This is a genomic window from Patiriisocius sp. (genome assembly GCF_051252435.1).
Lineage (GTDB): Bacteria > Bacteroidota > Bacteroidia > Flavobacteriales > Flavobacteriaceae > Patiriisocius.
Genome location: NZ_JBPOFW010000005.1, coordinates 119253 through 141159, shown reverse-complemented (window position 1 = coordinate 141159; position 21907 = coordinate 119253). Strand labels below are relative to the sequence as shown.

Annotated in this window: 21 protein-coding genes; 11 read left to right on the top strand and 10 right to left on the bottom strand. The window is 35.2% G+C overall.

From position 1 onward, the window contains the following. Positions 1 to 41: 41 nt before the first annotated feature. The 10 genes from ACSHW7_RS12265 to ACSHW7_RS12220 all read right to left on the bottom strand — a co-directional run bounded on the left by ACSHW7_RS12265 (position 42) and on the right by ACSHW7_RS12220 (position 11988). Positions 42 to 905, bottom strand: a complete 864-nt coding sequence (locus ACSHW7_RS12265) for a biotin-dependent carboxyltransferase family protein (RefSeq protein WP_435679651.1) — start codon at positions 903 to 905, stop codon at positions 42 to 44. Then, complete coding sequence (gene pxpB / locus ACSHW7_RS12260; protein WP_435679650.1) at positions 898 to 1620, bottom strand: 5-oxoprolinase subunit PxpB; 723 nt, start codon at positions 1618 to 1620, stop codon at positions 898 to 900. The genes ACSHW7_RS12265 and pxpB overlap by 8 nt, the downstream gene beginning before the upstream one ends. Then, positions 1617 to 2357, bottom strand: a complete 741-nt coding sequence (gene pxpA / locus ACSHW7_RS12255) for a 5-oxoprolinase subunit PxpA (protein WP_435679649.1) — start codon at positions 2355 to 2357, stop codon at positions 1617 to 1619. The genes pxpB and pxpA overlap by 4 nt, the downstream gene beginning before the upstream one ends. A gap of 93 nt (positions 2358 to 2450) precedes the next feature. After that, the gene (locus ACSHW7_RS12250; RefSeq protein WP_435679648.1) at positions 2451 to 3674 is read right to left on the bottom strand and encodes an Nramp family divalent metal transporter; all 1224 of its coding nucleotides are present in this window, start codon (positions 3672 to 3674) and stop codon (positions 2451 to 2453) included. Positions 3675 to 3806: 132 nt separating this feature from the next. Continuing rightward, complete coding sequence (locus ACSHW7_RS12245; protein ID WP_435679647.1) at positions 3807 to 6677, bottom strand: M16 family metallopeptidase; 2871 nt, start codon at positions 6675 to 6677, stop codon at positions 3807 to 3809. Positions 6678 to 6933: 256 nt separating this feature from the next. Then, positions 6934 to 7428 carry a type VI secretion system TssO gene (gene tssO / locus ACSHW7_RS12240; protein WP_435679646.1) on the bottom strand — a complete coding sequence of 165 codons (495 nt, stop codon included), beginning with the start codon at positions 7426 to 7428 and terminating at the stop codon, positions 6934 to 6936. A gap of 50 nt (positions 7429 to 7478) precedes the next feature. Then, entirely contained in the window at positions 7479 to 8639 is a 1161-nt protein-coding gene (locus tag ACSHW7_RS12235) for a hypothetical protein (RefSeq protein ID WP_435679645.1), read from the bottom strand. Positions 8640 to 8655: 16 nt separating this feature from the next. Beyond that, positions 8656 to 9681, bottom strand: coding sequence for a PKD domain-containing protein (locus ACSHW7_RS12230; RefSeq protein WP_435679644.1), 1026 nt, complete (start codon positions 9679 to 9681; stop codon positions 8656 to 8658). Between the two features lie 30 nt (positions 9682 to 9711). Next, entirely contained in the window at positions 9712 to 11550 is a 1839-nt protein-coding gene (locus tag ACSHW7_RS12225) for a type VI secretion system baseplate subunit TssF (protein WP_435679643.1), read from the bottom strand. A gap of 3 nt (positions 11551 to 11553) precedes the next feature. Next, positions 11554 to 11988 carry a GPW/gp25 family protein gene (locus tag ACSHW7_RS12220; RefSeq protein WP_435679642.1) on the bottom strand — a complete coding sequence of 145 codons (435 nt, stop codon included), beginning with the start codon at positions 11986 to 11988 and terminating at the stop codon, positions 11554 to 11556. Positions 11989 to 12215: 227 nt separating this feature from the next. Between ACSHW7_RS12220 and ACSHW7_RS12215 the strand changes: the two genes are divergently transcribed. From ACSHW7_RS12215 to ACSHW7_RS12165, 11 genes are all read left to right on the top strand, one after another. Then, a complete protein-coding gene (locus tag ACSHW7_RS12215; protein WP_435679641.1) occupies positions 12216 to 13241 on the top strand; it encodes an NlpC/P60 family protein in 1026 nt (341 codons plus the stop codon). A 6-nt stretch (positions 13242 to 13247) separates the two neighbouring features. Beyond that, on the top strand, positions 13248 to 14165 hold the full coding sequence (locus ACSHW7_RS12210) for a hypothetical protein (RefSeq protein ID WP_435679640.1): 918 nt from the start codon (positions 13248 to 13250) through the stop codon (positions 14163 to 14165). A gap of 6 nt (positions 14166 to 14171) precedes the next feature. After that, positions 14172 to 15047 (top strand): TssN family type VI secretion system protein, encoded by an 876-nt coding sequence (locus tag ACSHW7_RS12205; RefSeq protein WP_435679639.1) that lies wholly within the window; start codon positions 14172 to 14174, stop codon positions 15045 to 15047. 393 nt (positions 15048 to 15440) lie between these two features. Beyond that, the gene (tssD, locus tag ACSHW7_RS12200) at positions 15441 to 15827 is read left to right on the top strand and encodes a type VI secretion system tube protein TssD (protein ID WP_435679638.1); all 387 of its coding nucleotides are present in this window, start codon (positions 15441 to 15443) and stop codon (positions 15825 to 15827) included. Positions 15828 to 15927: 100 nt separating this feature from the next. Next, entirely contained in the window at positions 15928 to 16311 is a 384-nt protein-coding gene (tssD, locus tag ACSHW7_RS12195; protein WP_435679637.1) for a type VI secretion system tube protein TssD, read from the top strand. Positions 16312 to 16334: 23 nt separating this feature from the next. Further along, positions 16335 to 18092 carry a phage baseplate assembly protein V gene (locus ACSHW7_RS12190; RefSeq protein WP_435679636.1) on the top strand — a complete coding sequence of 586 codons (1758 nt, stop codon included), beginning with the start codon at positions 16335 to 16337 and terminating at the stop codon, positions 18090 to 18092. A gap of 1 nt (position 18093) precedes the next feature. Further along, positions 18094 to 18516 (top strand): hypothetical protein, encoded by a 423-nt coding sequence (locus ACSHW7_RS12185; protein ID WP_435679635.1) that lies wholly within the window; start codon positions 18094 to 18096, stop codon positions 18514 to 18516. Between the two features lies 1 nt (position 18517). Continuing rightward, positions 18518 to 19486: a DUF2169 domain-containing protein gene (locus ACSHW7_RS12180; RefSeq protein ID WP_435679634.1), complete on the top strand. Its 969-nt coding sequence runs from the start codon at positions 18518 to 18520 to the stop codon at positions 19484 to 19486. Positions 19487 to 19492: 6 nt separating this feature from the next. Next, a complete protein-coding gene (locus ACSHW7_RS12175; RefSeq protein ID WP_435679633.1) occupies positions 19493 to 20269 on the top strand; it encodes a hypothetical protein in 777 nt (258 codons plus the stop codon). Positions 20270 to 20276: 7 nt separating this feature from the next. Next, positions 20277 to 20708, top strand: coding sequence for a DUF3592 domain-containing protein (locus ACSHW7_RS12170; RefSeq protein WP_435679632.1), 432 nt, complete (start codon positions 20277 to 20279; stop codon positions 20706 to 20708). Between the two features lie 20 nt (positions 20709 to 20728). Next, entirely contained in the window at positions 20729 to 21889 is a 1161-nt protein-coding gene (locus tag ACSHW7_RS12165; protein ID WP_435679631.1) for a DUF2169 domain-containing protein, read from the top strand. Positions 21890 to 21907: the final 18 nt, after the last annotated feature.

The window sequence follows — 21907 nt, the reverse complement described above, 5'->3', positions numbered from 1 at the left end:
CAGCTAACCAAAATCTAAAATACAGGAAAAACCCTCTCTAATTAAAGGGTTTTTCCCCTATCCTTAATAATCCTAAAACAAACTTTTTCTAAAGGTCTTTTTTGGCTCAATCTATCAATAGATTCGGGCGTAAGTTGTAACACCCTAGCATATCCTCCAGTGGTTTGAGCATCTCGCATTAATACGATACAATTTCCATTGGGAGTCACTTGCACAGTTCCCGGCTGCACGGCGCTTGTAATAATTTCAAGCGGATTTAATTTTGGAATAACGCCCAGTAAATACGCCATTCGATTACTTTGAGAATCTATTGTCCCTTTAAATCGCAAGAGATTTTGCTGTTCGTGCAGCGTCAACAAATCGAATTCTGGCCCCTTTGTAACATCGAGATATATTTCAGAAGAAATCTTTGTCATAATATTTATTTCTGAAATTTTATCCCCATCAATATCGGGTTGTTTTAACGATAATCTATCTCCTTTTTTAAGTTGAAATTGAGTCGTAATTCCTTTGTATTGACTGTAACTCACAAAAACTTTTTCAACATCAAAACCACCCTTTACAGCAATATATCCTCTCATTCCATTTAATGCCGTGCCCATCTTTAAAGTACTATTCTTTTCAATAAGTATACTTTTGAACATTGAAATTTCTATACCATTGAGTAGAGGTTTGAATGTTGCTCCCGTGATACAAATGATAGTCTTCTCCTCAAAATACAAAGTTGGACCCAGCATCGTAATCTCAATGACAGCTTCGTTTTCGTCGTTACCCAAAATCTTGTTCGCTAAGAAGGCACTCCGTAAATCCATCGCTCCCGAGACCGGGATTCCTTGATTGCGATACCCAAATCTTCCGCTATCTTGTAACGTTGTGTAAAGTCCGCTAGTGATAATTTTAACCATCAATAACCTCCCTTCTCAAAACATAATTTTCAGCTTCAATTTGACCTTTAATTTGATTAAATTCTTCTTCTGAAATTTCATAAAATTTAACGCTATCGCCAGCTTTTAAAAGACAAGTAGCATCTACAACCGAAAATAAATCCAAAGGCGTGCGTCCAATAATATTCCACCCCCCGGGAGAGTCGCTGGGGTAAATTCCTGTTTGATTTCCGCTAATGGCTACACTCCCGGAGGGGATTTGTGCCCTTGGTTCTTTTTTTCTTTTAATGCACAATCGCTCATCAAGCCCACCCAAATAAGGAAACCCTGGAAGAAATCCTAAAAAATAAACTGGATACGTTTGTTGCGTATGCAATCTAATAATTTCAGGAATTGAAAGGTTTTTAAGTTTAGCAACTTCGGAAATATCTATTCCAAATGTTGGTTCATAACAAACGGGGATGTGAACAACGTGTCTTTCATTATTTGAAATTTCCGAAGCATTAATTTCAATACTTTTTAAGCATTCAACAAAGTTTTCAAGTTTTGTTGATTTTTGTAAATAAACGGCAAGCGAATTGTACGCAGGTACTAATTCAACAATCTCATCACTAAAATTCATCGTAATCAAGTTTTGAAATTTTATGACCTCTTTATGTATTTCAGGAGCGATTTTTTGCTCCCATTCCAGCAAAATAGCATGTAATCCGTAGGGCTTTAAAATGGGATATTTCATACAATAGCGATTCCGTGTTTTGGTGCTTCATTTCTTATAAAATTAAGAATTCCCAATACATTTTTATTATCTCCGTGGATGCAAAACGTACTGGCTTTTAATGAAACATGGTTGCCATCAATGGCAACTACATTTTGTTTCAACGCCATTTCGACCAATTGGCTAAAGGCTTTTTCTTCGTTCTCAATAACTGCATTTTTTACTTTTCTCGAAACCAGAGACAGGTCGTTATTGTAAGCTCTATCAATAAATGCCTCATATTTGATTGGTAGCAGATTCTTTGCTTTTTCCGCAAGCACCGAGTTGGGCGGGACGTACAAAACAAGTCTTACCCCAGTTTTTAAAATGGCATCAACCACTGCATCTGCCGTAGGCGCATCTTTTGCAGCATAATTATATAGTGCACCGTGTAATTTAACGTGATGCATTGATATTGCTGCTTGTTCGCAACATTTTTGAAATATCATAATCTGTTCAAAAATGGATTGAGTCAACTCGCTTTTGGTCATTGTGATTAATTCCCTACCAAAGTTGTCCCTATCTGGAAATGAAGGGTGCGCCCCTACTTTTACTCCGTGCTTTTTTGCCAGTTTCAATGTCTTTAAAATAGATTTAGTATTCCCCGAATGTCCGCCACAAGCAATATTGCACGACGAAATCAATTGCATTATTTGAGCGTCATTGCCCATGCCTTCACCCAGGTCTGCGTTGATATCTATTTGTATGCTGTTTGACATTTATTAGAATATGTTGTATTTTAATTATTCGGTTTAAAATTTACGCCTCTTTGTTACAAGTAGGTTTCGACTGCGCTCAACCGGACATTAGCTTTAAATCACATTAAATACTTTAAAAATAGTCCGTGCTCCCAATAGTATTGTTGTGATTAGAATAATGAATCCGAGTATGTTTTGAAGCTTAGAATTTACATAATTTCCAAGAACATTTTTCTTGTTTACGACCCAAAGTAAAAAGCCTGCAATAATGGGCAATAAAAGACCATTTGCTATTTGTGCGAATTTTATAATTTCAATAGAACTAAAGCCAATGGATGAAAAAACAACCCCGATAACCAAAATAAATCCCCAAACCATTCTAAATTTAAAATCCTTCAATCCCACATTCCAACCAAAAACCCCTTTGGCAACGTAGGCTGCAGCAAGTGGTGCTGTGATTGCAGAGGTAATTCCGGCAGCGAAAAGTCCGATACTAAGTAAATATTTTGCTAAATTTCCATAGAGCGGTTCTAGGCTCTTTGCGAGGTCTGCTGCATTATTGATTTCGGTTTGTTGTGCTCCGGCAGCGCAAATAATTATTGCTATTGACACTATTCCGCCAAGCGCGATACTCACGTATAAATCTTTTCTAGCGGTGTTTAATTCGGTCACTCCTTTCCATTTTTCTGAAACCAGTGAAGCGTGCAAAAACAGATTATACGGCACTACGGTTGTCCCCACAAGACCAATTATCATTAAAATACTTTCGTCCGGAACGCTAGGTATAAATAGTCCTTTTAAAACTTCGGAAATATTTGGGGTGGTAAAAATTGCCGCGATAATAAAGGATAGACTCATTAAAATCACCAATGAAACTAACGCCTTTTCAATGATTTTATAATTTCCCAGGTACAATAAAATGAACGCAATTGCCCCTATCAATACACTAAAAAGATTTAAATTGAAATCACCAAAATTTAAACTTGAAGGGTGTAGCAAAGTTTCCAAACCCAAAACGCCACCGCTAATATTGCCCGCTTCGTAAGCTGCATTACCTATTAAAATTGCAGAGAGCATTAAAATAATCGCACCCGCTTTAAGCGCCGGATTGTGGATTTCATTCTTTACTACCGAAGCCAAACTTTTCCCTGAAACGAGTCCCAATCTCGCTGCCATTTCTTGCAACACAATCGTAGCAATAATAGATAATAGCATTGCCCACAACAATGTAAAACTATAATTAACACCTGCGAGCGTACAAACGGTAACGGTACCAGGCCCAATAAATGCGGCAGCTACAAGTGTTCCCGGACCTAAGTTTTTAAATGGGTTTTTCAATTGGATTGTAATTATTCATATTTCAGAAATACTACTAACTTCAACTTTAAAGGTATGATTTTAAAACGAAAAACGGGAAGCCAATTTAGCTTCCCGTTTCTATCATTTTTAATATTTCCGAAGAAAGAATACTTACATTTTTACATTCTTAAGCTTTACTTCCTCTCCGTCTTTATCCATTAAAAGCACCTCATCGAAGCCCATATCCTTAAACTGTGTGAACTGACTTTCTGCGTCACCAACCACTAAATACGCCATTTTTGATGGGTCCAAGTATTTATTTGCAAGTTCTTTATGTCGTGCCAAGGTCATGTTACGAACAGTAGCTTCCTCTTTTTCGATATAATCAGGATCCAAATCGTAAGCGCTCATTTCCTGCAACATGCCCAATAATGCAAACTGAGTCTCAAAACGTCGTGCATTTGATTTGATCAATGCGTTCTTCGTAAAGTCTAGGTCTTCTTGCGAAATTCCTTCTTTATACTTATTCATTTCTTCTCTAAAGATTTCAACCGACTCTCCCGTAGTGTTTGTTCTCACGCTTGAAGTTGCTCTAAAAGTTCCCGGAATTGTACTCCCACTAAAACCAGTTCGAGCTCCATAGGTATATCCTTTTTCTTCACGTAAAATTCTATTTACAACTCCGTTGAAAGCACCACCTAAAGCATAATTCATAACTTCAGCTGGGTAGAAATCATCGTCTGTTCTTGCCAATGAAATATTACCTATTTGTATTACAGATTGCTTTGCACTAGGGATATCAACAAAATAAACAGAAGATTTATCTCTGTTGTTTGCAACGGGATATTCTGGAATAGTTACTTCTTTTGCAGCCCAATTTTTCTCTAAACTGGTTAAGCCGTCAAGTGCTTTGCTTTTATCAATTTTACCAACAATATGGAATCTAGAGATAGAAGGTGAGAAATTTTTAGCATAAAATGCTTTTAAGTCGTCCATTGTAATCGACTCAATAGACTCAACCGTCCCTGAAGTAGGATACGAAAAAATATGTTCTTCACCGTACAGCAATTTATTGAACACGTTTCCGGCAACTGTATTAGGATTTGCCGCAGACCTCTTTACTTGATTAATTGTTGCTGTTTTAATACGCCCAAATTCTTCCTCATCCCAACGTGGTTGTGTTAAAATTTCTTCCACCAAAGCCATTGTCGCCTCATAATTTCGCACCAAAGTATTTACTTGTATTACAATAGATTCGCGAGTCGTGTACATGTTTATGTTAGCTCCTAACAGCTCAATTTCTTCTTCAAGTTCTTGTGGTGTTTTTGTTGCGGTTCCTTCCATCATAATATCGGTCATCAAATTTGCAACACCATTTTTATCCATACTGTCGAGTAAATGCCCTCCTTCGATAACGATATTAAAGTTAACTGTTGGGATTTCATTTTGTTCAATACCGTAAACTTCCATTCCGTTAGCCAATTCAGACGTCCAACTGCTTGGTACATTGAGAGCTGGCGAAGTTCCCTGTGCAGGCTCAACTGAACGGTCAAAAACTGAAGGTGTCTTTGCAACTTCTTCTGTATTTTCCTCAACTGTTTCTTTTACTACATTCTCAACAATTTCTTCTTCGACAACTTCAGCCTTTACTGAGTTTTCAGCAATAAGTTCTGTTTTTCCTTTCGGCACAAAACTAGTCATCACAAAAGGCTTATCTTTAATGTATGTATTGTAAACACGCATTACATCTTCCTTTGTGACTTTATTATAATTTTCAATATCTTTTTCAATAAAACTTGGGTCTCCCGTGAATACGTTATAGCTAGCCAATTGGAATGCTTTTCCTTGCACGCTGCTAATTCCGTTATAGAAATCAGTTTCTTGACCTGCTTTTACTCGTGCCATATCTCTTTCTGTAACTCCTTCTTTTTCAAATAAATCAAAAGCTTCATTAATTCCAGTTTCCACATCCTTTAAACTTTTTCCATCATTTGCGGTAACCGAAATTCTAAAAACTCCAGCCAATTCTGCTGATTCATTATACGAATAGTAACTAGAAGAAAGTTCTTTTTCTTTTTCCAAAACTTGGTATAATGGTGCTTTTTTACCTCGAGATAATAATCTACCCAATAAACTCAACGCGTAAGAGTCTTGAGTGTATTGTTCAACTGTAGGCCATACCATATTTAGCTGTGCGGTAGTTGCAAAATTATCCTCGTGGTATAATCTTTTTGATGCCTCAAGTGTTACAGGCATGGGCTCCATTTTAGGCACATCTTTCCCTTTCTTTACTTCTCCAAAATACTTTTCAATCATTTTCTTAGCTTCAGCAGTCTCAAAATCTCCTGCTAAAACTAACGTGGCGTTGTTAGGACCATAGAATTTCTCATAAAACTCTCGAACATCTGCTACAGTAGCACTTTGTAAATCAACGAGCTCACCAATAACTTGCCAGTTGTAAGGATGACCTTCAGGATAAATTGCTTTGTCAATAACCCAACTTGTGTGCCCATAAGGATTATTATCTACACGTTGACGCTTTTCATTTTGCACCACTTCTTGTTGGTTTTCAAAAGCCGACTCAGTCACGGTATTTATAAACCATCCCATACGGTCACTTTCTAACCACATCATCATTTCCATGGCGTTGCTAGGGACAGTTTCGTAATAAACAGTACCATCTTTCCAAGTACCACCATTTAAAGTACCACCGGCATCTTGTATTTTTTTGAAGAATTGGTCTTGAGGTACATTCTCAGATTCTTGAAATAACATGTGCTCAAACAAGTGAGCAAATCCTGTACGTCCAGTTTTTTCTCGGTTAGAACCTACTCCGTACTGAACAGCGAGCGATACAATAGGATCACTTTTATCTTGGTGCAAGATTACCTGTAGTCCGTTGTCCAAGGTATATTTTTCATAATCGATTGATAGCTTCGCGCTTTCTTCTGAAATGTCACTGCCATTTTCTTTACAAGAAGTAAATGAAATAGCGATTGCCATTAATAAGAGCAATGGTAATTTTAAGTGTCTTTTTATCATTGGTTTAGTTTTTTATTTATCAACGTTAAAGGTACTTGTAGCGTATTTCGTTTTTCTTAAAATATTGTTAAAACGAATTCTTAAAAAGTCATTATATTCTCATAATTATTGATGTCGCTATCTATATCTATTTGAAAAGATTCTTTTAGATTTTCAACGTTTCAGGAATTTTCTATGATGTTCACAAAAAAAATCCAAGATGTTATCTCGGATTTTTCTAATGGTTCATTTTCTTTCTGAAATATTTCAGAAAAAATTATTTAATACGCAATTCCCGCTCGGCCTGTTTTAAGTCTTGACGGCAACTTTCGTAGGCTTCTTTGTACTCTTGGATTGTACCTTCGGCATCACTTAGCGAACGAAGCTTTTGCTTATTGTCCATAAGCTCAACATACATTTGAACTATGGAGCTGTGCATATCATATAAATATGTTGAATCTTTTGTTGGTAGTGATTTTTGCATATCAACCAACTTACTACTAATCAATTTAGATTCATAATCCACTTGCGCTCCCGGAACATCTAGAGAGTCAATCATGGACTTTACTTTTTCCATTTCTGTGTAAAAATTATTTTGGAATGCTGTTTCTTCGTTAATAAATTTAGATTGAGCTCTGAGCAAATCATTTTCTTTATTTGGCACTTTAAAATTAAAGTACACAGCTGCTACAATCATTCCTACTGTAACAATAAAAAGCCCTAAGAATTTTAAAAATGCGGAACGTCTATCTTTGCTATTTTTTGGTTTCATGTCTATGTTAGTTTATGGTGGTTAGTTTAATGTGTTTAAAATTTCAAAAGTTAATCTAATAAGAAACTTCTGCGGCTTTTTACTTCTGTATTATCTACTACTTCTTCTTTTACGAAAATTCCAGAATCAGATTTTTTACCGATGAAATCGAGCTCATTCAGTTTTTTGAATAACGATAACATGAGTTTTGTAAATGCTGATGTTTTTAAGAGTGCTTCGTTGAGATTGGTATGCACATATTCCATTTCAATGGTTTCAACTAAAACGTTTTCAAAGGCTCCTTGGTTTAAATCGCACCAATCTGTCAAATAATTAAGGAAGTCTTCTTTTCCTGTACCTACATGCACGTCGAGGCTACTTTTTATAACTCTTCCTAGATTTACCACTCGAGAAATCATTTGCACGGGAGGTGCATAGCGGTCTTTGAATCTAAAGTCAGTAATCGTGCTATTTAAGTGCCGTAAAACTTGTTCTGAAAGATGCAATGCCATCACGGCCAAGTCGTTTGATTGCTTCTTTTGATGAATTTTTTGAATGATGTGCATTGAATATGCTTCCATTTGATTTAAAAATACACCAATGCCGTTATAGGTAAATTTTAAATCCGGATGGCTTTGTACCGAACGACAAGGTGGAATAAAATCTGGGTCAATCGTTGGCTTGCCATTTTCTAAGACAATTTTTCCGATTGTAATATGTTGCTGTCCTATTTCTTGTGTAGAAACTTCAGACTTTGGCAAAATATCTAATTTATATTCAGATAAAACGTGTGGATGTCTTGGTGGCTCCTCTTCTGGATTTGCGTCCCCTACAGGTATTCTTTTAAAAGGGTTTACGGTTAAAATAACAAACCATTCCTTGTCGTCTTTTTGAATAGCATATTCTTGCTTTAAAATGTACCCAGAATGCTCTAAAAGTTGCTTAGTTTGATCGTTGATGTCAATTTGAAATCCGCCAAGAGTAATTGCTCGGCACCTGTTCAACACCACCGAGATAGTATCTTGACCATCCACTGAGAGCGAAATGTCAATTGCGCTACCATACTCGCTGTAGTCTGGAAGCAATCCAAAATTAACTGGCGAAACATCCTTTTGCTCGCTTTGATTAATATGAGATAATAAAGAGTGCTCCATCTCAATGAAGTGGTCTTTATTTATTTTCATTCCATCAATCCAATTTATGCGGTGTTGATTTTTGTTAGTCGTACTCATACGTTTATTTTTCTATTTAAAACCAACTCTTTTTGTATTCAACGGTAATATTTGTAATACAGTTTGAACCTTTATTTCTAAAGATTTCAAGGCTTTTAAGTTTTACTTTTTTCCCTTTGATGTCTTCACAAAACACTAGGAATGTGGTGTTGTCTCCATTTACTATAATGGGTTTGTTTATATCACCACAAAAGAAGTCTGAAAACGATTTTGCAGTAAGTGTTTCGTTGGAAACCAATAACACTTTTCTTGAAAATTCCTTTTCACTTATGTATGGTGCAGCACTTGGCTTATCGCTCGTGGTTGGTGCATCTTTGATTGTTGCAGTTGTAGGCGCATCTTTAATAGGTTCGCTAGTTGGTGCATTCTTAATTCTTGATGGTCGATCTCTTTCTATTTCGGCTATATCTGCAACTCCTGTTTTTTGACCCGGTAATGGTAGCACTTCTATTCTTTTTTTAGTGACGTATTCCAAATCACCATTAACTACCAAAGAAACTGTTTTAATTCCAGGTTCCTCAAAAACATAAGTAGCACGTTTGGTCTTAGCGTCTATGGTTGAACCTTCGCCAAAACGCCATTCCCAAGTGGTTGCATTGTCTGTTTCGTCTTTTACATTTAGGGTTTTTCCCACTCTAATTTCAGAAGGAAGTTCAAATATTGGGAATTTTGTAGAATCTAATAACTTAAGTCTTTCTTTTATGACTACTGTTTCAACACGCTCACAAAGGTCATTAATTTTAAGTTTCACTTTGTATTCTCCTTCCCTGTCAAAAATATGGAGTGGACTTTTTACGGTGGAAATTTCAGAACTATCTCCAAAATCCCATTCCCATTGTGATGAATTTGGGCTATTGTCTGTCAATTTTATCATTTCTCCCACTCGATACTCTTTAGCATCCATGGAAAACAGCACTTCATTACAAGAAGCTCTATTGACATATTTATAAGTAACAGTACCTGCGGAAACTAAAAAGAAACCTAAAAACAGTAATAATACTGAACGGTCAAGATGGTTTGTGAAGTTTTTATTTGCACTCATAGTCAATTATTTAGCTCGTTGAAAGAAGGATTAATTTACCAATTTTATTTTATAGGGAAATACATTTGTTGAGTTTTTTTTAAGATACAGCATTAGATTATTATTTAAAGACTCCCATTCCTCGTCTTGAGTCTCTATCTGGCTATTTATTTTTAGCTCAATTTCTATGGATTGTGTGATTCCTTTATTGGTGCCTATTCCTGTAGTAAAACCTTTTTTTACCTCAATAGATTTTAATTTATTGCCATACATTTCTTTACAGAGTGCAATGATATCCTGTTTTGTGACAATCCTGTCTCTTGAAAGTAGTGACCTTCTATACGCATTTAATCTATCTTGCATACTTAGCGTGTCCTTTCCCCCTATAGTTGTTGTTATCATATAATTTCCGGAACTCGCTACTCCCACTCCTTTGGAATTATTTAAAACAGTACCTAACTTTATATTGTTTGCAATATTTCCGTGGGTAGTCCAATACTCAACTATGATATCCTCATTAGGTTTGTAAGGAGTTAAAAAGACATAATTGGTTTCGGTTTTATCTTCTTTTGATTGAGATACTTTTTTTTCAATGACCGATAAAAGCTGATTTAAACTCTTTAAATTTTTGTTGAGAAAATCATTGTTCATAAATGAAAATGAAGCGCTCTCATCTTTTAAAAGTTCGATTAAATGCACCACATATTCCCTCGCTTTTCTTTGGTCTAGCTTACCTATATTATCGTTGCGAAGAACAAAAGTACCTTTGTCTTGATTTTGATTGTCTTTACTGCGAGCTCTGTAAACGTCACCACTTGTATTTGTGATGGATTGAATATCAAAAAACAACTCTTGAGTTTTTATAGGCAGTATATTTATAAACTCTTTTATCTTATAGCTAAGTGTATTGAGTTCCCTATTAATTACTGGAACCGCGTTCAATGTAGCAAAGCAATTTTTAAGCGTACTGTTTGGAATAATACGAGGAAACTCCATTTTTATCCATCGCAATGTTGGATCAACTTTAATTTTATTTTCGGTTAAAAATGTATCTAATTCTTCAAAATTGGACTTCTTTATTTTATTTTGACTTTTAGCTTCTTTTACAGTGACAAAATTTCGCCTATAATTATTAAGTATTTGCTGCCCCGTAAAGGTTGTTTTGTTTGCTACTGTGTCAAAAATATTATTAACGCTTGTCGTATTTTCATCATCACTGTTATAATACCCATCAATAACATTTAACCTTGCATTTTGTTGAGACCATTTAGCATTGCGTAAATGGTGATAAAATAAATCTTTATGCTCCACATCTAGCAATTCTATATAAAAAGAAATATCATGTAAAAACAGCTCTTCAATGTCGCTGGAAATACCAAAATATAGTGTTGAAGGAGGAAGTTTTCCAGTTTGTTTATGTTGAAATATAACTTCTTTTTGTTTTGATTCGTCAAAAGCAAAAACCATATTGTCACTGGCAATGTGAGTGATGTGGGCGTCTATTAAGTGCGCCCGCTGAGCAGGTGAAAAATATAAATCTTTATACGTCCGTGAGGTTTTGTCATTTGATATGGATTTGCGACACATAAACATGAACTCCTCCTCCACTTTAACCGTTTCATCTACGGCAAATATTTTTAAAATCCCATGTGCTGGTTTTGGTCCCGTGACAGATTCGGGAGTCATTAATTGGATGAGTTTTTCAGTAATTCGCGTTTGTGATTGATGTACTTCGTTTGAAATTTTTTCCATCTCAGAAGCACATGCAGAAATCAAAAGTGCAACCACCGGATCAAAGGACATTTCTATCTCGTTAGCAGGCACATCCCACATGGTGGCTGCTTTTTTGATCATCCTATTTTTAATGTGTTCTTTAGTCTCTGCTACCATAGTTTAATAAGATAATGGCCCCAAAAAAAAATACTCCACATAATTAAATGCTTCGTTCGTTTTTTTAATGCGAGCAGTAATATGAATATCAATTTTCTTTTTAATGCGGTTAGCTTCTGCCATTTCAAACAATTCCTCTTGTTTTACCTTCACTTCAACACGTATATTTGACAATCTTTTTTCAATGCGCTGTAAAGATTCTTCAAGACTTACAACGATAAATGCTTTGAGTCTATTTGAACTTTTAAGATTATCAAAATCCACTAACCAAATAGCACTGCCAAAATCTTCATCAAAAGTACATTCGCCAAAATATGAGGTATTCACTAAATGAATATAATGCGCAATAGATTCATTAATTGAGCATGAATCATGAAAACTTCCAGACAAAATTTTGCTCGCTTGTAAAGGAAGTGTATAATACCTATTATCTTTCATCGATTCGTAGTTGTTTTTAATTCTGAAAAGTAACTAATCAATTATATTTGAGGTTGATAAGTAGCTTTTTTTACATCGTAAATATAGTAATATTAACCATTAATCATAATAAATTACCGCTTACCTAAAATTTGATGATTTCATCGAGTAAGAGATTATCTGTTTTACTAAATGAGTATATTTATCTTAAATTAACAGAATTACCAAACCAACAACCCCTTTCTCTTATGAAAACATTATTACTTCTTTTTGGACTCCTTTTATTTTCTGAAATAGGTTTTGCCCAAACATTCGATGGCACTATTATCGACGAAGAATCAAATACCGCTATTAGTAATGCTTTTGTAAAAATTGACGGTACTTCCATTTCTGCAGTAACAGGTTTAGATGGAAAATTTTCAATCGATGATGAATTGCCTAGAGGCGAACAAGTAGTTATTGTTGTCAAAGATGGCTATGAAGATAAATTTTTCTTGATAGACGTAACTCCCGGAAAAATAGTATCTGCTAATAAAGTGGGGTTAGAAATGACAAAAGACGAAATGAAACGTCGCAAAAAGTTGCGTAAAGCTCAAGAGAAAGAAGAAAAACAAAGACTTAAAGATGAAGAAGCCAGACTTAAAGAAGTAAAAAAAAATAGAGAAAAAGAGGAAAAACGCCTAGCTAAAGAACTTAAGAAAGCTAAAAAAAGTGGTAAAAATGTAGATGTTGACTACGATAATGTTATAGAAAGTGAGCCTGAAATCATGGTTGAACCGGACGAACCATTAAAGACATCTGATGTTGAAACAGTATTACCTATCCAAATAAAATATGGAGCAATTATAGGAAAAACCCCTCAAGAAATAACAAACATAGAATTATATACTTTTATTGATGACTGGATGGGAACACCCTATAAAATGGGAGGTGCCAACACAGATGGGATTGACTGCTCCTCGTTCGCACAACGACTGTTTACAGCAGTTTATGGCATGTACATTGAACGCACAGCTCAGAAGCAATTTGACTCAAAATACACAGACAAATTTAAGGGTAAAGAATACCTTAGAGAAGGGGACTTGTTATTTTTTGGCCCTTCAGAATATGAAATCACCCACGTTGGAATCTACTTGGCAAATAACATGTTTGTAAATGCAACTTCAAGAAGAGGAAAAACTGGAACAAGTGGTGTAAAAATCAGTAATCTGGCCGAAAGCTATTGGACAAACCTTTTTCAAGCGGGAGGTAGAAGACCAGTTAAAAACGACTAAGCGATTTTGGAAAAATCTACCTTTGAGAAGATCTCAGAAGAACTCAACAGCCTTTATGAAAACATAAAGGCTGAAGTTGTTGTGAGCGAATTGGAAAAAAACAGTGACGCGGTTGCTTCAGATTTTATTATACAAAACAAAAGCACATTTTCCAGACCGTATCGTAGAGACATTTTAAATATTGATTCTCTCATTAACATCGATAAAATTACCTTAAACCTTTCAAGAAATGGCATTTATGATACCCTGCCCGAAGGTTTTTTTCATAAACCAAAGGCAAAACAAGGAGCAGACGATTATTTATCTAAACGAAAGGAATTTCAGGAACAAGAACAGGAAGCCAGAACATTTTTTGCACCTTTAGAAAACGAATTTTTTTATCAGAAATTTAAGATAGAAAAAAAAGAGAGAGAATTATTAAATGATTTTTATAATCTAAATGATGATTTTTTAATTGACTTTTGGGATTTAGACACTAGCATTTCAGCAGAATATAGACTGAAATTGATTAAATTATTACCCTACAACTATAAAATTGCCGGTAATTTTGAATTAACGAGAAGGTGTTTAGAAGAAATTTTAAACATACCTGTTTTATTTAAAGAGACATATTCAAATTCCCAGGAAATATTAAAAGTTGCCACGCAAAAAAGTGAATTAATTTTAGGAGTCGATACACTTCTTGATTGTGAACAAAATCTGATATTTTATCCAGAATTGCACGTAACAATTGGTCCAATACCAATGTACGAAATTGACGAATTTTTGAGAAAAGATGGGGTTCAAAAATTTATTATGTTATTTTTTGAGTACTTTGTACCCGTTGAAATTCAAGTTATTACTAAATTTACCGTTGATAATAAGGAAGGGTTTTTACTGAATAATGAAAATGCTCCTATCATGGGAATTTCTACACAAATATAAAATGTAATGGCGTCCATAGGAAACATAGCAAACGGAGAGATTTTTAAATTGAGTATCGGTTTACTCATTTTGAGTTCTATTATTATGATGCTCGTTACGAAAGTGCGAAAAGTATTCACAAAAAATAAAAAGAAAGCAATTTTATATGCACTTTTTATTCTCGCAACATTTGCTGCAACAGCTCTTTTGAGTTCTAGTAAAATACTGAACGACACACCAATCAATAGCTTTTATGGCTTTCAAGTATTGTTCCTACTTTTAGGAATTTTACATCTGTGGTTTGTTCGCAAATATTTTCCTGCGTTGAATGATGACCCGTCAGATTTTTTTACCGAGTTTCTCTTCGCATTTGCGTACTGCGCACTCGGGCTTATTGCTTTTACAAACGTGGTGAATAGATTTAAGTCACCTTTTAGTTACGTTTTTATTGGATCGGTACTTTGGTTTATAATACCTACGCTTGTATATAAATTATATGAGTTTGCGACTCAAATACCATTGCCTGTTTTTGATAGTTGGTATTTCCCCATAGGAAAAGACATTAAAGACCCAACCAAGGATGAGCTAGCAAACCCTAAAGTTATTAGCTTTGAATTTAAAAAGAAAGATAGCTTAAGCGATGTAACTAACTTCAGAATCAAGGCTCCACAATCCATGGAGTTTGGAAAATTATTTTATTTTTTCCTTATAGATTATAATGAACGACACCCTGAAGGACAAATCGATATTGTAGATACCAACACTCAGCAACCATCTGGTTGGGTATTTCACGTGAAGCCAAAATGGTACCAAGGTATAAAACACATTAACTTCAATCATACGGTGGCAGCAAGTGCCATCAATGAAGACGATGTTATCATTTGTCGTCGTGTTACTTCATAAGTAAAACTTAAAAACTCTCTTTATAATGTCCTTATAGTTCAATGAGACAAACATATCTCAACTTTTTTATATTTCAGAAATTTTACAACTTACTGATTTTGAGCGATAAAAAAGATTAGATATACGTTTTTAGCTTTTTTACATCTAATTTTCAGTATTATCCTACAATCATATATTGAAAATTGAATCAATTCTTGTAAATAAAGACTTACACCTCAATTCTACAAAACACCGTTTTCAACATTTTGACTATCTAAAAACGTAGTTAATCCTTTCATATTAAATTAGTTATAAATTTCCTTTTCGTATTTGATTCAATTTCATAAATTTAAATCATACATATTTTTATATATACATAGATATCTTTTTATTATTAATTAAACCTTCTTTATTATGTCATTTAAAGCAAAATTAAAGGTAAGCGGTAACGAGTACAATGTACTTAGCTGCTATTACGAACTTCACCAAGAAACTGATGCAACTGGAAGACCCTCTTCCATTACAAGAGGTGGAAAAATTAAACTAATAGTTGAATCTACTGCAGACACTAGTCTCTCAGACTGGATGTTCAATAACTTTGAGCGTAGAGATGGCTCCATTGTATTCTTGAAGAGAGATACTGATGCAACATCGAAAGAATTAAAATTTACTGAGGGCTATATGGTAAAATATCAAGAAGGCTTTGACTCGACGGGTAAAAACCCAATGTCTGAATCTTTTGTTATCTCCGCTAAATCCATTGGAATTGGAAATGGAGAACATGTAAATGACTGGGTATAGAAAACTTAGCATCTATTAGCGTAATTCTTGTAAATTAAGGGAGTGATTGTATCGCTCCCTTGCTTGGCTTGAATAAAGTTTAACTTCCAAATCTTACCTTATGTCTTTCGTAGCAAAATTTACTTTTGAAGATAACACATACAATGTCTTAGAATGTTCTTATCGATTTTTTCAAAAAATTGACTATTCAGGTAGACCCATAGAGGTCACTAGAAGTGGTCTTATCAAATTAACCATAGAATCTACGAATATTGATGATATAATTGCATGGATGGTATCTTTTAATGATTTTAGAACTGGTGAAATTGTGTTTTTAAAGCGTGATGCTGCGGCAGCAAGTAAAAAAGTGACATTTTTAGACGGAGTTTGCGTTGAATACGAAGAATTTTTTAATGCACAAAATGAAGTCCCAATGAAAATAGAGTTAAGTATTTCTGCAAGACAAATTGAAGTTGGTGCAATCTCACTGCTAAACCCGTGGTAAGAATTTCTTAAAAATATTAAACTATGATTTTACTTTCCTCCGCAGTATTGATGATAGACGGCCATGAAATTAATGTGCATGATACTATTGACCTTGAGCAAGAAATAGATAAACACCATACATTGACAGCAGTTTTTAGAATGGATGCCATAGAAAAGGATGATTCAAAAGAATTTGGTAATGAATCTAAAGAGTTACTAGGGAAATCAATTGCCGTTCAAATTACTGCGTCAAATGATAAGAATGGTACAAAACAATTAGAATTTAGCGGAGTTATCACAAAAGTGACCATCAAAAAAGGTAGTAGTGGAAGTCTTGGGGACCAAATTTTCGTCATTGGTAAAAGTCCTACAATATTCGCAGATGCTGGACCTCATCTTGATTCTTTTGAAGATATGACGCTCCAAGACATTGTTGAAAATACACTTAATTTCTATGATATTAAGAATGATGTGAATCCACTTCATACCGGTAATATAGGATATAGTGTTCAACAAAATGAAAGTGGTTTTGAGTATGTGAGTCGCTTATCAAAACAATATGGCGAGTGGTTTTATTACAATGGAGAGCGTGTGATTTTTGGAAAACCAGAACTTGATCCAGTGCTATTAAAATTTGGCCAAGACTTAAATGAATTTGAAGTTGATCTCAATCCTTTACCCAGTCAGTTTGCCTATCTCTCAAACGACTATATTAATGATGAACTTCTAGATGCAAAAGGAGTGGAAAGCGCTAATAACAGCCAGTTTCGTTCTAGCGTTTCAGAAACCTCACAAAATTTATTTCCTAATGTATCACAAGTTTTCGCAAATCAAAATAACAGCGAAAGGGCAAATTCTCAATTAAAATCTGTTGCAGATGCCCAACAAGCTGCTCACGAAATAAACCAAATAAAATTAAATGCGAAAAGCACAAACCCTGGAGTAAAATTGGGAAATGTAGTAGAGGTTGAAGGAAACAGATATCGTGTAACAAAGATTAAGCACACTACAAACAGAAACCAACTTTACAAAAATGAATTTGAGGCCGTTCCGGAAAACCCGAAGGGATATCCGTTGACCGCTATTAATGCCTTTCCTAAAAGTGCTAGTCAAGTTGCTATTGTGAAAGAAAATAGTGATCCACAAGGATTGGGTCGTATTCGTGTTCAATTTCCGTGGCAGAAAAAACAGAATAAAATGACTCCTTGGATAAGAGTAGTCGCGCTACAAGCAGGAAGAGGAGGCGGTATGTATAGAATACCGCACAAAGGTGATGAAGTAGTAGTTGATTTTGAAAATGGAAATGCCGAAATTCCATACACCTCCGGGAGTCTATACACAAGAAATGCACCACCGCCCCAAGGGAGTTCTGAAACAAATAACTACATTACCATCTGGCAAGTAGGTCTCAATTTAATTAGTATCAATGAAGGAGACGGCAGTATCGAAATTACAAATAAAAAAAATAGTTCGATAAAACTTGAGCTCAATGGAGACATTACTTTCAATGCTAATGCCAATATAAACATACTCGCACTAGACGGTGAAGTCAATATCAATTCACCAACGATTAATATTGGCAGTGAGGGAGAAACCCCAGATTTGACAAATATTCATGGGAGAAATATCCATATTCACGCTTCGCAAAAGTTAGAATTATTATCTGATTTTGAATTGAGTGCCAAAGGCAATAAAACTACTGTAGAAGGAGTAATAGCAACAGATATCAAGGGAGCAAAAGTATCAGTAGCAGGAACTGGTTTGACTGAAATAAAAGGTGCTATCGTAAAAATGAATTGATATGAAAAAAGAGGAAACAAAACTATTTCAGAAAAATTTAAAAAAAGGACACCAACTTTTGGTTTCTGAAACGAGCCTTGAAGATGAAATTAAGGTGTTGAATGCAAATGGTACTCCCCTATTTTCTATGAAATTTTCGGAAAATGGAACAACAGTAAAAATTTCCGCAGAAAATATATCATTTAATGCCGAAAAGAGCATCAAACTTTCTGCAAAGGATATTGAAATTGAAAGTCTCAATGATATAAAAATGGTAAGTCAAGGAGATTTAAAAACCTTCACCAAAGGCGACACAATTGCGCTTACCGAAGGTGAAAAAATAGACACGGCAAAAATACAAACCATCAAGGCAGAACTTGGCAATGTTGATATCGTTGCCAATGACGACGTGACTCTCAAAGGGGAGCGGGTAAAACTTAACTAAGATGGAATTCTACAATGAGACACCTTTTAGTTCACTAACGCATAGAACAACCTTGGGCGAAGAAAATATCGCTATGTCTGTTCAATGTAGAGTTTTTTTTGATGTGGATGCAGATGGAAATGCAACCATAAGCGACCTTCAAAAATGGGAACTCAAGGAAGATTATTGGGAAAGTGAGTTTGGCCCTATGGACAAGGATAATGTGTATGTGAGAGGTGGTGTGGACGTACTCGTTTTTGGACATGCTAGAGCTCCAAAAGGTCAAACCATAACACAAACAGATGTAGCTGTTTATATAAATGATAAAAAAATTCATGCGGTTAAAGTCTTCGGAAATAGAACATGGAAATCCATATTGGGGTTGTTATCCATAAGTGCTGCCGAACCTTTTACAAGTATTCCTTTAACGCTTGAAAATGCCTTTGGAGGAACAACAACATGGGACGGTTTAGAACTACCCTATCCTGCAAACCCATATGGAAAAGGATATTATTTTAAAAAAGAAAACGCTTTGGGAAACCCGTTACCAAATATTGAAGATATAGATGATCCAATCACAAAATGGAAATCTTGGAAAGATCCGGCTGGACTTTGCTCGTGTCCAATATTACCATTAAAGGCTAAGCACCATTTAGAACTAGAAGAAAATAATAGAAAAATTAAAAAGGTAAAAGATAGTTTTTTCAATTCGTCATTTCCTCAAATGATTGTCGATAGAATTAATCCCGGAAATACAGTAAAAGTTACAAATGTTACGGACAGAGGACCTTTTTTTTGTAAAATTCCAAAACTAGAACTAGAAATTGAAATAAAGATAGGAGAAGCCCATAAAAAAAGAAGCATGAATATTGAACAAGTGGGATTACTTCCAGACACAAAACAAATATTCATAACTTATAATTTTCCTTTTAAATATACCGTAGTTCCCTTAGAAAAAAGAAAAACAATGCTCAGGATACTAGAAAACTAACTTTATATGTATTGTTCAATCCACACTAATTTACATCCCATGCTAGGCGTTGACTGGCATATGGGAACTCCGGGCCCTCCAGTACCACCCTTTCCTATTCCACATATTGTTGCACAGGTTTTGGGTGGATTGATGACAGCCGCACAACTAGCGCCTAAAGTACATTCGCATAGCTTCCTAGTTGTAAAACGAGGTTCAGACATTGGTATGGGTGTTGGCCACATACCGTTGGCTCCCAGTTTTTTAGCTATCTTATTGCCATTTGGAAGTGGTTCGGTTTCAGAATTTGGAGCCTTTTCTGTTCAATCTGAGGGTGCTGCTACAGCTATAGCATTAGGGGTTTATGTAGGAATTAATTTAAATTGTTCAGATCCTATACCTGGAGCATCTGTAAACGGTGTTATTGCTCCAGGTTGTAATCTTGCCAATTTTACAATGGCAGATTTTGGAGCTAGTATGTTAAGTGTAGCAGCAGATATTGCAATTACAGCAGTCATAAATGGTGTTTTAGGAGCTGCATTTAAAGGAGCTTTAAATGGTGTTGCTGGTATTGCAAATAGAATTTCAGTAAGCACTGGATTGACAACTGCATTAATACTGAGTTCAAAGTCTGGACAACTAACTACCGGAGCCGTAGAATCTGCCCTTGGTTTTTTCGTTGGGTCACCCATGGGAGCTTCGGCAGACCAAGACTCCATAGGGAACATGCCAGGCAACTGGACAGATAGAAGGATTGATGATATGATGAACAATCATTATAGTAATGGGGAACAGTTAAATTAAACATATTATGCTGAACAATACTTCACCGGCAGTAAAAATTCTAGTTTTGATTTTAGTAACCGGACTCTTCGTTTTTTCCTTGTGGCGACTCTACAGTTTGTACAAACTAAAGACAAGTGGTGAAACTACGCTCGCAACAATCACAGAGTATGTTGAACGTGTTAAAAACCCACAAAGCGTTACAGGAAGTGATATGATTTATACGCCGGTATTCAGATTTACAACTAAAAAGGGAGAGACATTTACTTTGAGAGCTTCAAATGATTCAAAAGAAAAAAAATATGCGATAGGTGAACAGATAACGATTTTCTATCCAAAGGAAAATCCAAAGGCAGCACAATTAGATGGATACCTTCCATTTAAAATGTATTTTGCTTTAGCGAGTATAGGGCTGGTTGGTATTATTTTTATGATTTATAATTATATGCGAAATTCTTAAAACTAATTATTTACAAAAGTATGTCTCAAATCTCACAGCAAATTTCTGGACGCAACCCTAGAGGGAAATATATACTCAGTGTTATTGCTAAGAGGACTTATAAAATATTAGAGAACGGTGCCTGCCAACTTCATGAAAAACAAGATTCTCTCATTGATAATCTTATCATGGATGAAGAAATAGAAGGCCTTTTTAAACATGATATTGATCTATACCCATTCAAACCATTTACGGATATCGTTTTAAAAGGAGTGGCCCGAAATGTAAAAAAAGTACATTCATTTTCTGCTTGTATTGAAATTGGAAACAATAGAATGGATTATTCAATATTTGCAGATAGAAATGTACTAAAATCTGGGAAAGGTGAGTTTCATTTCAGCAGTGAGAAAACGATTCGTGAAGTTCCATTAAATTATACAAATGCTTATGGAGGAAAGGATTTGCTCGCTGAAAAACCAATAAGAGAACTACTCGCTGAGCAACCTTCCTTAAAATACGCAGAAGAAGTTATGGATATTCTTGCAGGAAGTCCTTATAGATATCCACGAAATCCATTGGGTAAAGGCTATATAATCAACACTAGTGACGAAAATATCGATGCGCTTATTTTACCCAACATTGAAAATCCTAAGCAATTACTAACCCCACAAAATTTTATTTGTAAAGACGTATTAAAGTGGTATAAAATGCCTGTTCCATTTTGCCCAGATTGGATGAGTCCGGGCAATTTTCCTCGTGTGGCGTACTTTGGCAACTATACAATTCCGGTTACTATGGATGAATCGGTTTATGAAATTGCATACAAATTTGCCTCAAAAGCTATTTTAAAAAGCAACCCTGATCCAAAAATTGTAGCGGTAGATTTTAGAGCATGTAATGGGGCATCTTTAGGATTACAATCTCAACATTTAAAAGGTGGTCAACAATGCAGATTGACAAATATCCATCCTAAAAAAAGTGAATTTATTTTTACCATTCCCAAAGATATTCCGCAGATAAAAATTGATGGGAGAGAGGGAAAATTACATACTACAGATCCTGTACTCCATACTATACTCATCGAGCCAGAAGACAATAAACTCACACTCGTTTGGAGAGGAAGCGGCAAAGCATTACGTCCCTACGCACCTATAGAACTGGAAAATATGCCCTACGAGGTAAAATGGAAAAATAGCTTTTAGAATCCGTAGTATTTCAAT